The organism is Hylemonella gracilis, from assembly GCF_004328645.1.
Taxonomy (GTDB): domain Bacteria; phylum Pseudomonadota; class Gammaproteobacteria; order Burkholderiales; family Burkholderiaceae_C; genus Hylemonella; species Hylemonella gracilis_B.
The window spans coordinates 834,420-849,407 of the sequence record NZ_CP031395.1 but is presented as its reverse complement, the minus strand read 5'-3'; the positions used below and the strand labels follow the sequence as shown (position 1 = coordinate 849,407).

At 67.0% G+C, this 14,988-nt stretch carries 11 protein-coding genes and 1 pseudogene; 5 read left to right on the top strand and 7 right to left on the bottom strand.

The window, feature by feature from the left end; all coding sequences use genetic code 11:
* Window positions 1-64 precede the first annotated feature (64 nt).
* Complete coding sequence (priA, locus tag DW355_RS04085) at window positions 65-2,293, top strand: replication restart helicase PriA (protein WP_131278074.1); 2,229 nt, start codon at window positions 65-67, stop codon at window positions 2,291-2,293.
* A gap of 103 nt (window positions 2,294-2,396) precedes the next feature.
* On the opposite strand, the gene DW355_RS04080 is transcribed toward priA, so the two are convergent.
* From DW355_RS04080 to DW355_RS04070, 3 genes and pseudogenes are all read right to left on the bottom strand, one after another.
* Window positions 2,397-3,383 carry a Bug family tripartite tricarboxylate transporter substrate binding protein gene (locus DW355_RS04080; RefSeq protein WP_131278073.1) on the bottom strand — a complete coding sequence of 329 codons (987 nt, stop codon included), beginning with the start codon at window positions 3,381-3,383 and terminating at the stop codon, window positions 2,397-2,399.
* Window positions 3,384-3,477: 94 nt separating this feature from the next.
* Entirely contained in the window at window positions 3,478-5,634 is a 2,157-nt protein-coding gene (gene katG, locus DW355_RS04075; protein WP_131278072.1) for a catalase/peroxidase HPI, read from the bottom strand.
* 265 nt (window positions 5,635-5,899) lie between these two features.
* Window positions 5,900-6,873 (bottom strand): annotated as a pseudogene (locus DW355_RS04070) (AEC family transporter).
* An 89-nt stretch (window positions 6,874-6,962) separates the two neighbouring features.
* Between DW355_RS04070 and DW355_RS04065 the strand changes: the two are divergent.
* The 3 genes from DW355_RS04065 to DW355_RS04055 are packed head-to-tail and all read left to right on the top strand — an operon-like array spanning window position 6,963 to window position 10,473.
* The gene (locus DW355_RS04065; RefSeq protein WP_131278071.1) at window positions 6,963-9,110 is read left to right on the top strand and encodes an ATP-dependent helicase; all 2,148 of its coding nucleotides are present in this window, start codon (window positions 6,963-6,965) and stop codon (window positions 9,108-9,110) included.
* On the top strand, window positions 9,067-10,176 hold the full coding sequence (locus DW355_RS04060; protein ID WP_131278070.1) for a phospholipase A: 1,110 nt from the start codon (window positions 9,067-9,069) through the stop codon (window positions 10,174-10,176). The genes DW355_RS04065 and DW355_RS04060 overlap by 44 nt, the downstream gene beginning before the upstream one ends.
* A 30-nt stretch (window positions 10,177-10,206) precedes the next feature.
* On the top strand, window positions 10,207-10,473 hold the full coding sequence (locus tag DW355_RS04055) for a SemiSWEET transporter (RefSeq protein ID WP_131278069.1): 267 nt from the start codon (window positions 10,207-10,209) through the stop codon (window positions 10,471-10,473).
* A 28-nt stretch (window positions 10,474-10,501) separates the two neighbouring features.
* On the opposite strand, the gene DW355_RS04050 is transcribed toward DW355_RS04055, so the two are convergent.
* From DW355_RS04050 to purE, 3 genes are read right to left on the bottom strand one after another with little or no spacing between them, the layout of a single operon-like run.
* Window positions 10,502-11,515 (bottom strand): L-threonylcarbamoyladenylate synthase, encoded by a 1,014-nt coding sequence (locus DW355_RS04050; RefSeq protein WP_131278068.1) that lies wholly within the window; start codon window positions 11,513-11,515, stop codon window positions 10,502-10,504.
* Window positions 11,516-11,517: 2 nt separating this feature from the next.
* The gene (locus tag DW355_RS04045; protein WP_131278067.1) at window positions 11,518-12,675 is read right to left on the bottom strand and encodes a 5-(carboxyamino)imidazole ribonucleotide synthase; all 1,158 of its coding nucleotides are present in this window, start codon (window positions 12,673-12,675) and stop codon (window positions 11,518-11,520) included.
* Window positions 12,676-12,689: 14 nt separating this feature from the next.
* Window positions 12,690-13,181: a 5-(carboxyamino)imidazole ribonucleotide mutase gene (purE, locus tag DW355_RS04040; RefSeq protein WP_131278066.1), complete on the bottom strand. Its 492-nt coding sequence runs from the start codon at window positions 13,179-13,181 to the stop codon at window positions 12,690-12,692.
* A 29-nt stretch (window positions 13,182-13,210) separates the two neighbouring features.
* Between purE and trxA the strand changes: the two genes are divergently transcribed.
* Window positions 13,211-14,173 carry a thioredoxin gene (trxA, locus tag DW355_RS04035; RefSeq protein ID WP_131278065.1) on the top strand — a complete coding sequence of 321 codons (963 nt, stop codon included), beginning with the start codon at window positions 13,211-13,213 and terminating at the stop codon, window positions 14,171-14,173.
* A 67-nt stretch (window positions 14,174-14,240) separates the two neighbouring features.
* On the opposite strand, the gene map is transcribed toward trxA, so the two are convergent.
* The gene (gene map / locus DW355_RS04030; RefSeq protein WP_131278064.1) at window positions 14,241-14,987 is read right to left on the bottom strand and encodes a type I methionyl aminopeptidase; all 747 of its coding nucleotides are present in this window, start codon (window positions 14,985-14,987) and stop codon (window positions 14,241-14,243) included.
* Window position 14,988: the final 1 nt, after the last annotated feature.

The following is a 14,988-nucleotide window of genomic DNA, read 5'->3' as shown; positions in this document are numbered from 1 at the left end:
ATGCTTTCACAAAACAAAACCAAGTTCAGAGCCTAAGTCCGGCTTCCGACGCATCGACTCACGCATGGCGCACCCGCTTCCCATCCTGGTTCCCACGCCGGCACACAGCGCAATCCACCTGTCGGGAGGGACGCTGACCTGGTTGAGTGAGCAAGCACTTGTGCCAGGCACCCTGGTACGTGTCCCGCTGGGCCGGCGGGTGTTGCTCGGCATCGTGTGGGACAGCACAACCGCGGCCGCGGACACGCCCGCGATCGACGCGGACAAGTTGCGGCCCATCGCGGAAGCTCTGACGGCCTTGCCACCCTTGTCCGAGAGCTGGCGGCGGCTGGTGGATTTCACCGCGCGTTATTACCAGCGATCGGCGGGCGAGGTGGCCCTGGCCGCCCTGCCGCCGGCGCTGCGGGAACTGAGTGGCGAGCAGCTGGCCCGACGGCTCAAGAAACAGCGCCGGACCTCCTTGAAGGCGCCTGACCCCAGCGCGCCCATCGGCCCGCTGCCCACGCTGACCGCCGAACAGGCCACCGCGCTCGAAGCCCTGGCAAAACACGATGCCAGCGCGCCTTTCCTGCTGTTCGGCGCCACGGGCAGCGGCAAGACCGAGGTTTATTTGCGCGCAGTCCAGGATTTGCTGGCACGGGATCCGCAGGCCCAGGCCCTGGTCATGGTGCCCGAGATCAACCTGACTCCGCAGCTCGAAGCCCGCTTCATCGCACGCTTCGGGGCCGCCCGCGTGGTGTCCCTGCACAGCGGCATGACGAACCCGCAGCGCCTGCGGAGCTGGCTGGCCGCGCATGGGGACCTCGTCAGCGACGGCGAGAGCGACAACCACGATCGCGGCACAGTTGTCAGCCCGGTGCGCATCGTGCTGGGCACGCGCATGGCGGTCTTCGCGTCCCTGCCGCGCCTGCAGCTCATCGTCGTCGACGAGGAGCATGACCCCAGCTACAAGCAGCAGGAGGGTGCGCGTTATTCGGCGCGTGACCTCGCGGTCTACCGCGGCCGACTGGAAAACGCCCAGGTCATCCTCGGCTCGGCCACGCCCTCGCTGGAGAGCTGGCACCACAGCCGGCCGGCCGACGACGGCGGGCGCTACGTCCGCCTGGCCATGCCCAGCCGCGTGGGCGCCACGGACCAGCCCGACGCGCCGGGCGGCGGCCTGCCGCTCGTGCGGCGGGTGGACATGCGGCACCAGCCCAAGGGGGCGGTGTTCTCGCCCCCCTTGCTCGCGGCCATGCGGGAACGCATCGCGCGCGGCGAGCAATGCCTGGTCTTCCTGAACCGGCGCGGTTACGCGCCCGTGTTGCATTGCGCCGAATGCGAATGGAAAAGCGAGTGCCCGCACTGCAGCGCCTATCGCGTCTTCCACAAGATCGACCGCACGCTGCGTTGCCACCACTGCGGCTACACCGAGCGGGTGCCGCGCGCCTGTCCCGCCTGTGGCAGCCCGGACATACGCCCGATCGGGCGCGGCACGGAGCAGATCGAGGAGCAGTTGGCCCAGTTGCTGGCCGACGTGCAGCGACCCGCGGGCACGCCAGCCGGAACCGAAGCGACCGCAGCCGAGGCTGGCCCGGTGCGTATCGCCCGCATCGACGCTGACACCACGCGGCACAAGGGTGAGCTGGAAGCTCAGCTGGCCCAGGTGCACCAAGGCGAGGTGGACGTTCTGGTCGGCACGCAGATGATCGCCAAGGGCCACGACTTCCGCAACATCACCCTGGTCGCGGTCATCAACCCGGACACCGCCTTGTTCTCCAGCGACTTCCGCGCTCCGGAGCGCCTGTTCTCCCTGCTCATGCAGGTCGCGGGCCGGGCCGGGCGGGACACGGAGGCGCAGGCCCGCGCAGGCCGTCCCAGTGAGGTCTGGGTTCAGACCGAGCAGCCGGCGCATCCACTCTATGAAACGCTGAAACAGCACGACTACCCCGCCTTCGCCGCGCAACAGTTGCAGGAACGGGAACAGGCAGGCCTGCCGCCATTCAGCTTCCAGGCCCTGGTGCGTGCCGAGGCCCGCACGCAGGAAGGCGCCCAGGCCTTCCTGAACGCCGCCAGTACCCTGGGCCAGGACGCGGCCGCGCAGCTGGCAGTCACGGTCTACCCGGCCGTTCCGATGAGCGTGCAGCGCGTGGCCAATGTGGAGCGCGCGCAGATGCTGGTGGAAAGCGCCTCGCGCGCGGCACTGCAACGTTTTCTCTCGGATTGGCAGGAAACGCTGCACGCGTTGCGCGGCACCCCCGAGGGGCAGGGCATCCTGCGTTGGGCCGTGGACGTCGACCCGCTGGCCATCTGAGCGGCGAGTTGTGCGCCGATCCGAGCGCGGTCAGCGCAATTGCCGGACCGCTCCATCGGGCACGGCACGGGTCCGGTCCAGAGACCCTCGCGCGGGCGACGCCTCAGTCCAGCTTGACGCCGGCCGCCTCGACGATGCCCTTCCACTGCGGGTACTCGGTGCGCAGCTGCGTGGCGAAGGCCGCCGCGCTCTTGGCCTGGGGCTCGGCACCCTGGGCCTGGATCGCGGCGCGCACGGCCGCGTCTTCCAGCAGGCGGTTGACGGCGGCATGCAGCTTGTCCACCACCGGCGCGGGCGTGCCCGCGGGCGCGAACAGCCCGTACCACGTGCTGACGTCAAAGTCTTTGAGGCGGGCCGCCTGCGCCACGGTGGGCACCTCGGGCAGCGACGAACTGCGCGCCGCGGAGGTCACGGCCAGGGCGCGCAGCTTGCCCGCCTTGATCTGCCCCATGGCCGAGGGCACGGACGAAACCAGCAAGTCGATGTTGCCTGCCAGCGCGTCCATCAGCGCGGGGTTGGAGCCCTTGTAAGGCACATGCGTGAGCTGGATGCCCGCGGCCTTCTGGAACAGTTCCGCCGCCAGATGGATGGAGGTGCCGTTGCCCGGCGAGCCATAGCTGATCTTGCCCGGGTCCTTGCGCGCCGCGGCGATCACGTCCTCCAGGCTCTGGAATTTGGAGTTGACGCTGGTCGCGATCAGCACCGGCGTGTAGGCCACATGGGCGACGGCCACCAAGTCACGCGTCGGGTCCCAAGTCAGGCCCTTGTAGAGCCAAGGACCGATGACCAGATTGTCCTTCTGACCCATCACCAACTCATAGCCCGTGGGCGCGGCCTTGACGGCCTCGCCGATGCCGATGGTGCCGCCCGCGCCGGCCTTGTTGTCGGCCACCAGAGTCCACCCCTGCCGTGCGCCCAACTCGGTTGCGACCAGTCGCGCCAGGATGTCCGTGCCGCCGCCGGGCGGAAAAGGCACGATGAGGCGGATGGGCTTGTCGGGGTAGTTCGCCGCCGGGGCCTGCGCCTGCGCGGTCAGGGCCATCCCCAGGCCCAGCAGCGCCAGCCCGGCCGGTTTCAGAAAGCGTCGCATGAAAGTCTCCTCGGTATCGTCCGTTGCCATGGAAAAAGCCGCCGGAGTTTAGCCCGGCGGCTTTTGACTCACGGTCACGCCCGAAGACGCTGGCTCACTGGCGCAGGTCGAAGCGGTCCAGGTTCATGACCTTGGTCCAGGCGGCCACGAAGTCCTGCGCGAACTTCCGCTGGCCGTCGGCCGAGGCATAGACCTCGGCATAGGCGCGCAACACGGCGTTGGAACCGAAGACCAGGTCGTTGCGGGTGGCGGTGTGCTTCACCTTGCCCGTCTTGCGGTCCTTGCCTTCGAAGAGCTCGGCACTGGCATCGGTGGCCTTCCACTGCGTGCCCATGTCGAGCAGCTTGACGAAGAAGTCGTTCGTCAGCGTACCCACCTTGTCGGTGAACACGCCGTGCTTGCCGCCATCGGCATTGGCGCCCAGCACGCGCAGGCCACCGACCAGGGCGGTCAGTTCGGGCGCGGTGAGGGTCAGCAACTGGGCCTTGTCAATCAGCATGGCCTCGGTCGGCGTGCCATCCTTGCCTCGCCCGAAATTGCGGAAACCGTCGATCATGGGCTCCAGCACGGCAAAGGATTCGACGTCCGTCTGCGCCTGCGTGGCGTCCACGCGGCCCGACGCGAAGGGCACCTCCACCGTCACGCCGGCGGCCTTGGCGGCTTGTTCCACGCCCACCACGCCGGCCAGCACGATCACGTCGGCCAGCGAGGCCTTGCCGCTGGCCTTCTGGATGCCCTCCAGCTTGGCCAGGGTCTTGAGCACGGGCTTGTTGATGGCCCAATCTTTCTGCGGCGCCAGGCGGATGCGCGCACCATTGGCACCGCCACGTTTGTCACCCCCACGGAAGGTGGACGCCGAGGCCCAGGCCACGGACACCAACTCGCTGACCGAGAGGCCGGACGCGGCGATCCTGGCCTTGAGGTCGGTGATGTCGGCGGCCGTGGGCTTGTGGCTGGCAGCGGGCAGCGGGTCCTGCCAGATCAGGTCTTCCTTGGGCACTTCCGGGCCGAGGTAACGGGCCTTGGGGCCCATGTCACGGTGCGTCAACTTGTACCAGGCGCGGGCGAAGGCATCGGCAAAGGCCTGCGGGTCCTCGAGGAAGCGCTTGGAGATCTTGCCGAACTCGGGGTCGAAGCGCATCGTCAGGTCGGTGGTCAGCATCTTCGGCTTGTGGAACTTGCCCTTGACGTGCGCGTCCGGAATGATGTCCTCGGCGTTCTTGGCCACCCACTGCTTGGCGCCGGCCGGGCTCTTCTCCAGTTCCCACTCGTACTTGAACAGGTTCTCGAAGAAGTTGTTGCTCCACAGCGCGGGGGTCTTGGTCCAGGTGACTTCAATGCCGCTGGAGATGGTGTCCTTGCCGTGGCCGCTGCCGTAATTGCTGTTCCAGCCCAGGCCCTGGGCTTCGATGCCCGCGGCTTCGGGTTCCGGCCCTTTGTGTGATTCGGGCGCGGCGCCGTGGGCCTTGCCAAAGGTGTGACCACCCGCGATCAACGCGACGATCTCCTCGTCGTTCATGGCCATGCGGTAGAAGGTCTCGCGGATGTCCTTGGCCGCCAGCAGGTAGTCACCGCTGGCGTTGGGGCCTTCGGGGTTGACGTAGATCAGGCCCATGTGGGAGGCGCCGAAGGGCCCGCCGAGTTCGCGCTTGTCGCCGATGCGCTGCTTCGGGTCCACGCCCAGCCACTTCATCTCGGGACCCCAGTTGACGTCCAGATCCGGTTCCCAGACGTCTTCACGCCCGCCCGCGAAACCGAAGGTGCGAAAGCCCATCGACTCCAGCGCCACGTTGCCCGCGAGGATGAAGAGGTCGGCCCAGGAAATCTTTTGACCGTACTTCTGCTTGATGGGCCAGAGCAGGCGGCGCGACTTGTCGATGTTGACGTTGTCGGGCCAGGAGTTCAGCGGCGCGAAACGCTGCTGTCCCCGGCCGCCGCCGCCACGGCCGTCAGTGGTGCGGTAGGTGCCTGCGGCGTGCCAGGCCATGCGGATCATCTGCGGACCGTAATGGCCGAAGTCGGCCGGCCACCAGTCCTGGCTGTCGGTCATCAGCTTGACCAGGTCGGCCTTGAGCGCCTTGTAGTCCAGCTTTTTGAACTCCTCCGCGTAGTCGAACCGCTCGCCCAGCGGATTGGATTTTTGCGAGTGCTGATTCAGCAGATCCACGCGCAGCTGGTTCGGCCACCAGTCCAGGTTGCTGGTGCCGCCGCCTGCGGCGTGGTGGTAAGGGCATTTGGCTTCATCGGACATGGGAGCTCTCCTTGGTGAGGTACGCGCGTGGCGCGCGTCGGAAAGATGGGAAGGACACAATAGGCCGATCAATAGACCTGCGCCAGAGCAGCCAGGGTTTCCATCCAGGACTGCCGATCGATGAAGGACAGTGACATGCAAGGCTCCTTGGTGTTGACGGGACGCCAGTCTATGAGCCATCTATTGACGGGGCCATTTGATTGAGCCAATCTATCAAATAGGCCATGACTATCCATGTATGAATAGTCATTGGTATTAACCCGATTCAGCGCATCAAGCTGACGGCGCCCGAGAAGCTCAGGAAAGCCACGGCCGTGGAGACCAGGATGATGCGGGCGATGCGCCCGTTGTCGGCACCGAAACGCTCGGCCAGCAAGGACACATTGCTCGCGCTGGGCAAGGCTGCGGCCAGCACCATGACTGTGAGCGCGGAATGTGTCAGCGGAACACCCCATTGCATGGCACCCAGGCCCACCAGCAGCACGAGCAAGGGATGCAGCAGCAGCTTGAAGACTGCCACGGGCACGTAGTCGCGCATGGGAATGGGTGCATGGCCATCGCGCTCGACGAGGATCTGCGAACGCGCAAGCACGGCGCCGATGGTGAACAGGGCCACGGGCGACGCCGCGTCAGCCAGCAGACTCACGGTCTTGAACACCGGCCCCGGCAGTTCGAGCTGCACCCAGGAGGCCAGGCCCCGAGCAGGATGGCCCAGGGCATGGGATTGGTCAGCATGCCCCTGAGCGCGTTCTTCAGCGCGACGGCCATGCCATGCTTGTCCGCGCCGTCCAGGCGTGACAACGCGATGCACAGCGAGGTGGTGATCACCATGTCCACCAGCATGCCCACGATCACCGGCGCCGCGGCCTGGGCACCCAGCAAGGCCACCAACAGGGGCACACCCATGAAGCCGGAGTTCGGGAACGCCGCCACCAGGGCGCCGAAAGCGGCGTCGTTCCAGCGAATGCGCCGGTTCAGCGTCACCGCGATCGTGAAGCCCACCATGAGCAGGGCACACAGCAGCCAGATCAGGAAGACCGAGAAATCCAGCAGCTGCGCGATGGGCGTGCTCGCGCCAAATCGGTAAAGCAGGCAGGGCAGGGCAAAAAACAGCACAAAACCATTGAGTCCCGGGATCGCCTCCAACGGCAGCAATCGACGACGGGCGGCGAGGTAGCCGCAGAGCACGAGGGCGAAGAAGGGGAAGGTGACCGAGAAAATCTGGAGCAGGTTCTGCATGGCTGTCATTGTGCAAGGTCGGGCGTGCAACAGAGTGTGCGCAGGTATCATCACTCGCCCTGCCACTTCGTGTCCCGTTTGCCATCCGCATGTCCGCCGGTCTCAACCTCGCCCAACAAGACGCCGTCAACCACCTGCATGGGCCCTGCCTGGTGCTGGCGGGCGCGGGGTCGGGCAAGACCCGGGTCATCACGCACAAGATCGGGCGGCTGATCCAGGCCGGACTGGAGCCGCAGCGCATCACGGCCATCACCTTCACCAACAAGGCCGCCGCCGAAATGCGCGAGCGCGCCAAGGGGCTGATCGGCCGGGACGCGAAGAAGGTGCGCATCTGCACCTTCCACGCCTTGGGCGTGCACCTGCTGCGCGGAGATGGCGAGGCGCTGGGCTTGAAGGCCAACTTCTCCATCATGGACAGCGACGACGTGACCAGCATCCTGAAGGACGCGGGCGGCAGCACCGACGCGGCCACCGCCAGGCAATGGCAGTGGACCATCAGCAAGTGGAAGAACGCCGGCCTGACGGCCTCGCAGGCCGAGGCCCAGGCGGCGGACGACAACGAGCGCGTCACCGCCAAGATCATGGCGCGCTACGAGGAGCGCCTGACGGCTTACCAGAGCGTGGACTTCGACGACCTGATCGGCCTGCCGCTCAAGCTGCTGCGCGAGCACCCGGAGGTGCGCGCCAAGTGGCAGCAGATGATGGGCCACATCCTGGTCGACGAGTACCAGGACACCAACGCCACGCAGTACGAGCTGCTCAAGCTGCTCACCTCCGACGACCCGCAACGCGCGCACTTCACGGCCGTGGGCGATGACGACCAGTCCATCTATGGCTGGCGCGGCGCGACGCTGGACAACCTGAAGAAGCTGCCGATCGATTTCCCCAACCTGCGCATCATCAAGCTGGAGCAGAACTACCGCTCCACCAGCGCCATCCTGGAAGCCGCGAACAATGTGATCGGCCCCAATCCCAAGCTCTTCCCCAAGACCTTGTGGAGCGAGCTCGGCGCGGGTGAGCCGGTGCGCGTGGTGGACGCGGACAACGAGGAGCATGAAGCCGAGCGCATGGTGGCGCGCATCCAGAGCCTGCGCGAGAACTCGCAGCACAAGGAGTTCAAAGACTTCGCCGTGCTCTACCGCGCCAACCACCAGTCGCGCATCCTGGAGCAGGCGCTGCGCAAGGCCAACATTCCCTACAAGGTTTCGGGCGGCATCAGCTTCTTTGACCGCGCCGAGATCCGCGACCTCTGTGCCTGGCTGCGCCTGTGGGTCAACAACGACGACGACCCCGCCTTCCTGCGCGCCATCACCACGCCCAAGCGCGGCATCGGCCACCAGACACTGCAAGCCCTGGGCACCTTCTCGGGCAAGTACAAGGTCAGCCTGTTCGAGGCCTTGTTCTCCAGTTCGCTGCCGTCGGTGCTGAACAGCCGGGCGGTGGACAGCCTGCATGAATTCGGCCGTTATGTGAACGACCTGGAGTACCGCGCGCGCCACACGGAAGGCAAGGAAGCCGCGCTGGCCTTCCTGCTGGAGTGGCTCAAGGACATCGGCTACGAGAAGTACCTGTACGACAGCGAAGAGCACGAGAAGGCCGCGTCCTCGCGTTGGACCAATGTGCTGGACTTCTGCGACTGGATGGCGGGGCGCTGCGGCGGCGAGATCGAGGACGAGAATGGTGCGAATTTCGGCACCAACTTCGCCAGCGAAAAGAAGAACCTGCTGGACGTGGCACAGACCGTCTCACTGATCTCCACGCTGTCCGAGCGCCAGCAGGATCAGAACCTGGTGACCCTCTCCACCCTGCACGCCGCCAAGGGCCTGGAGTGGCCGCATGTCATGCTGATCGGTGTGTGCGAAGGGCTGCTGCCCTTCAAGCTCGACGATGGCGCGGACACGGCGGGAGGCTCGCAACGTGAGCACGAAGGCAACGATTCGGTCATGGGCGCCGCCATCGCCGAGCGCCTGCAGGAGGAGCGTCGCCTGATGTACGTGGGCATCACGCGCGCGCAGCGCACCTTGGCCGTGAGTTGGCCCAAGCGCCGCAAGAAGGGCCGCGAGATGATCGCCGCGCAACCCAGCCGTTTCATCGCCGAGATGGCCCTGAGCCAGGCCACGGCCAAGGAAGACCCGCGCGAGAAACTGCGCGCCCTGCGCGCCGAATTCGCCAAGAAGGCCGAGGCCACGGCGGCTGCCGCGGCAACCCAGCAGCAAGCCAGCGGGAGCCCGGTGTGAGGCACCCGCTCGCGCGGACCTGCGCAGCGCTGCTGCTGGGGTCGGCCGGGCTCCTGGCTGGCGCCCGGGCCCAGACCACAGTACCCGCGCCTGTTCCCGACGCGGGTTCGCAGCAGCAAACAACGACCGCCGCCTCCAAGATCGAAGCGCCCGCCCCCCGCCCAGCGCCAGCCGGAACTGCCGAGGCAACTGGTCCTCCTACGTCCGCTACTGGGAACTGGACGCCAACACGGACTGCGGCAACTTCAACATCCGCGGCTACAAGCCGATCAGCCTGTCCTGGGTCCACGGTGACAGCGTGAACACGGCCCCTCAGTCGGACAACGCGACACGGGATGTCGACCCGGCCGACGCCCAGGCCTATGAGCGCAACGAAATGCGCATCCAACTCTCGGTGCGCAGCAAGCTCGCCACGGGCCTGCTGTTCTGGGAAGCCGGCGGTCCGCGTGATTCGCTTTGGTTTGGCTACACCCAGCAGAGTTATTGGCAACTCTTCAACGCGGAACTCTCCCGCCCCTTCCGCACCACCGACCACGAACCCGAACTCATCTACATCGCGCCCACGCCACTGGAACTGCCCTGGGGTTGGCAACTGCGCTACACCGGCTTGTCCGTCAATCACCAGTCCAACGGCCAGACCCTGCCGCTGTCGCGCAGCTGGAACCGCGTGATCCTGATGACCGGGATGGAAAAGGACGACCGCTACTCGGTGGGCTTGCGCCTGTGGCAACGCCTCGGTGACGGTGATGGCGACAGCGACACCGACATCAACGCGCAGGATGACAACCCAGGCATCGAGGAGACCTACGGACGGGCCGAGCTGTTGACGGCCTGGCACTTGGACCGGGGCCACAGCCTGAGCCTGACCTTGCGCCACAACCTGCGCCCCGACACCGAACGCGGCGGCCTGACGGCCTGGCGCATGGAATGGCTGCGCCCCCTGGACAGCCAGGCGCCGGGCCTGCGTCTGCATGTGCAACTTTTCAGCGGTTACGGCGACTCACTGATCGATTACAACTACCGCCGCACCACGTTCAGCATCGGCCTGAGCCTGGTGGATTTCTGAGCCGAAGCCTTCCCAAGCACCCTTCTCATCATGACCGACTTCATCGGCTACCTGGCCGCAGGCCTGACCACCCTGAGTTTTCTGCCCCAGGCCCTGCACACCTTCCGCACCCGCGACGTGAGCGGCATCTCGCTGGGCATGTACGCCCTGTTCACCACCGGGGTCGCGCTCTGGGTGGCCTACGGCGCCCTCATGGCTTCGGGCCCGCTGCTGGCCGCCAACGTCGTCACCCTGTCGCTGGCACTGGCCATCCTGGGGATGAAGCTGCGCTACAGCCGCGCGTCCCGCAAGGGCTGATCGGCCGAGAAAGCTGGTAGTCGCCCGCTCAGGCGGCGGCGCGGCGCAGCCGGTCGGCCACGCCTTCCCAGGCGGGCGCATCGGGCGGCGTCTCGACCCAGATCTCCCGCACACCGGCCTCGTCCAGCGCACGCAGCGCCGCGAACAGCTCATAGGCGGCCGCGCTGGCCTCCGTCGGCATGGGCCGATGCACGATCCCGGCGGGCAGGGTCAGGCGTGCGCGCGCATAGACAGCGATCCGGGCCGGCGAATCTTGTAGCGCCAACTGCAGGGCCCCTGCATCCATCAGCCGCACCTTGGCGCGCGGCGCGTAATGCGATTCGAGCGTGCCCGAAGCCCGGGGCGCGGCCTCGGCCGTCCGCGCGGCGATCTCGTGCTGATCGCGCAGACGCGCATCGGTGCCCGCTGCCCGCAGAACCTCGTCGATGCGAACGCGGGTGATCTGCCCGGGCCGCAGCAGCACAGGCGCGCCCCGCGTGCAGTCGACGATGGTGGATTCGATGCCCACCTCGCAGGGACCGCCGTCGAGGATGAGCAGGCCCTCGCCGAACTCGGCTTGCACATGTGCTGCGGTTGTGGGACTGACACGACCAAACTGATTAGCGCTGGGCGCCGCCAGGCCCACCACGCCCAGGGCCCGCGCCGCTCGCAGCACGGCCTGGGCCACTGGGTGCGCGGGACAGCGCAGGCCGATGGAGTCCTGCCCCCCCGCGGCAGTTGCGGCCACGCCGGCACGGCGCGGCAGAATGAGGGTGAGCGGTCCGGGCCAGAAGGCGTCCATCAGCAGCCAGGCGAACGCCGGGACTTCGGCGGCAAAGTGCGCGAGGGCCTCGCGCGTGCCCGATTCGTCAGCCAGGTGCACGATCAACGGATGACCCGGGGGGCGGCCCTTGGCCGCGTAGATCTTCGCGACGGCGGCGTCGTTGCCCGCATCAGCGGCCAGGCCGTAGACGGTTTCGGTCGGCAGGCCCAGCAACTCACCCGCGCGCAGAGCCTGGGCCGCGCGCTGGACGGCAGACGGGTCACGGCCGTCAACGACCATGCTCAGAAAGGGGCGATGCCCAGGAACGCGGCGGCTGCCAGGGCCGTCTGGCGCACCTCGGCCACGCTGGTGCCGGTCAGGGTCAGGTGGCCCATCTTGCGACCCGGCTTGGCCTCGTGCTTGCCATACAAGTGCAGGTGCGCACCCGGCAGGGCCAACACCTGATCCCACGCCGGGGCGTCACCGTTCTTGCCCCACAGGTCACCGAGCAGGTTGAGCATGAAGCTCGGGCTGTGCAGGCGCGGCTGCGTGAGTGGCAGGCCCGCGAGGGTGCGCACCTGCAGGTCGAACTGCGACTGGTCGCAGGCGTCGATGCTGTAGTGACCACTGTTGTGCGGACGCGGCGCCATTTCGTTCACCACCAACGAACCATCGGCGAGCACGAAGAACTCGACACAGAGCACGCCCACATAGGCCAGTCCCTCGGCAATGGACTTCGTCGCCGCCACCGCCTGCCGCGCCAGAGCCGGATCGATATTGCCCTCGTGCACCTCGGTCACAGCCAGGATGCCCGCGCGGTGCAGGTTGCGCTGCACGGGGAAATTGACCATCTGCCCATCGGCACCCCGCGCCACGATGACGGACACCTCGGCCGCCAGCGGCAGCATCTTTTCCAGCACGCAGGGCACGCGCTTCAGATCATCCCAGGCGGCAGCGAGTTCGGCCCGCGTCGTGACGCGCGCCTGGCCCTTGCCGTCGTAACCGAGGCGCGCGGTTTTGAGAATACCCGGCAATAGCTCATCACCGACGGCTTCAAGTTGCGCGGGGGTTTCAATCACGGCATTCGGTGCCACCGGCACGCCGCATCGGGTGAAGTGCGCCTTCTCCTGCGCGCGGTCTTGCGCGATCGCCACGGCATCCGCGCTGGGGGCCACGGGCTTTTGCGCCACGAGCAGGCGCAAGGCCTGGGCGGGCACATTCTCGAATTCGGTGGTGATGGCCGCGCTCAGCCGCGCCAGTTCGGCCAGGCCTTGCGGATCTTCGTAGCCGGTCTGGATGTGGTGGTGGCTCACCCGCCCCGCGGGGCTGGTCGGGTCCGCGTCCAGCACCGCGGTGAAATAGCCCATCTGCTGCGCGGCGTGAACGAACATGCGGCCAAGCTGGCCACCGCCCATGACACCCAGGGTGGCACCAGGAAGGATGGGTTTCATCTTGCTCATCTCGCCCGTGACCATCAAAGCGCGGGCGGCAGCGTCATCGCCCGCGCCTGCGCAGTCTGCTCGGCCCGGTAGGCGTTCAGCTTGTCGCGCAAGGTCGGGTTTTCGTTGGCCAGCATGGCCACGGCAAACAGGGCCGCGTTGGCCGCGCCGGCCGCGCCGATGGCGAAGGTGGCGACGGGGATGCCCTTGGGCATCTGCACGATGCTGTGCAGCGAATCCACGCCGGACAGGGCCTTGCTCTGCACCGGAACACCCAACACGGGCACCACGGTCTTGGCCGCCAGCATGCCGGGCAGATGCGCCGCTCCGCCCGCGCCCGCGATGATGGCCTTCAGGCCGCGTTCAGTGGCGGCCTCGGCGTAGGCGAACATGTCGTCCGGCATGCGGTGCGCGGAGACGACCTTGGCTTCGTGCGGGATGCCAAAGTGTTGGAGAATCTGGACTGCCTGTTGCATGGTGTCCCAGTCCGAACTGGACCCCATGACCACACCGATGAGTGTTTTCATAAGCCCCGATTATCCCCTGCCGCCCTCCCATGCTCGACATCACCGCCGACAACTTCGAGACCGAGGTCATCCTCGCTTCCCAGACCACGCCCGTGCTGCTGGACTTCTGGGCGCCCTGGTGCGGCCCCTGCAAATCCCTCAGCCCCATCCTGGAAAAACTGGAAGTCGCCTATGGCGGGCGCTTCACCCTGGCCAAGGTCAATTCCGACGAACAGCAGGAACTGGCCGCCGCCTTCGGCATCCGCAGCATCCCGACCTGCATCCTGATGATCGGCGGTCGCCCCGTCGATGGCTTCATGGGTGCGCTGCCCGAGGGCAAGCTGCGCGAGTTCCTGGACAAACACCTGCCCGGCGAAAGCGAACTGGCGGCCCAGGCTGAAGCCGAGGAAGCCCAGGAGGCGCTGGAGGCTGGTGACATCGACGGTGCGCTCGCCCGCTTGGGGGATGCGTTCCAGGCCGACCCCGGCAACGACACCGTGCGTTACGACTACGCCAAGCTGCTGATCAGCGCGGGCGAGCTGGAGCAAGCGGCCGCGGTGTTGGCGCCCACGCTCACGCGCATCCCCGTGCCCTTGCAATTCGAGGCCTTGCGGCAGTGGCTGAACGCGCTGGAGTTCGTGACCCTCGACCCTCAGGCCCAGCAGCCACTGGATGCCTTCGAGGCGCGCATCGCGACCAACAAGCGCGACTTCGACGCCCGCTTCGCCAAGGCCCGCGTGCTGATTGCCATGCAGGAGTGGGTGGCGGCGCTGGACGAACTGCTCGAAATCATCATGCGCGACAGGAAGTGGGCAGACGAGGCGCCGCGCAAGACCTACATCGCCGTCCTCGAATTGCTGACACCGCCCGCGGCCAAAGACAAGGGTGCGGAGGCGGCGGCCGGCAAGAGCGCCGGCGGCATCGAACTCGCGGGCCACGCGACGGTGCAGCAGGACGAGCAGGCGGCGTTGGTGTCGAGCTACCGGCGCAAACTGAGCATGGCCCTGAATTGAGCCACGCCGGACAGACAGCCCCGGCCCTGCGAACCTCGCGTGCAACGGCGTCCTCGGACGCCATTTTTCAATGCACCGTCAGCACGATAGGCTCGCCGCGCGTGACGACCAGCGTGTGCTCGAACTGGGCCGACAGATTGCCCGGCACACCCACCAGGGTCCAGCCGTCATCGGCTTCCGTCACCGTGCGGCTCTTGGTGGACAGGAAAGGTTCGATGGCGATCACCATGCCCTCCTGCAGCACCCGTGTGTCCGTGCGGTCGTAATAACCCGGGATGTACCCCGGCTCTTCATGCAGGGATCGACCGACACCGTGCCCGCAAAGGTTTTCGATCACTCGGAATCCATAACGCCGGGCCGTCTGTTCGATGGCCGCGCCCACATCGCGGATCAGGCGCCCGGCCCGGGCCACCTGCAGGGCATTCGACAAGGCCTCGCGTGTGGCGTGGCACAGCCGCGTCTTCTGAGCAGAGCCGGTCGGGATCACGGTCGTGCCACCGGTGTCCGCGAAATAACCGCCAAGTTCGGCCGATACGTCCACGTTCAGCACATCACCCGCCTGAAGCACACGATCCCCGGGCACGCCGTGCGCCGCTTCTTCGTTGACGCTGATGCAGGTGGCGCCGGGAAAGTCGTACACCAGACGCGGAGCGGAGCGCACGCCTTGCCGCGCCAACAACTGCTCGCCGAGCGCATCCAGCTCGCGCGTGGTCATGCCGGGCCGGGCACGGGCCAGCATCTCGTCGCGCACCAGGGCCACCGCCCGGCCGACGCGGCGCAGTCCTTCCAGGTCTTCCTGTGTTTCGATGGTCATG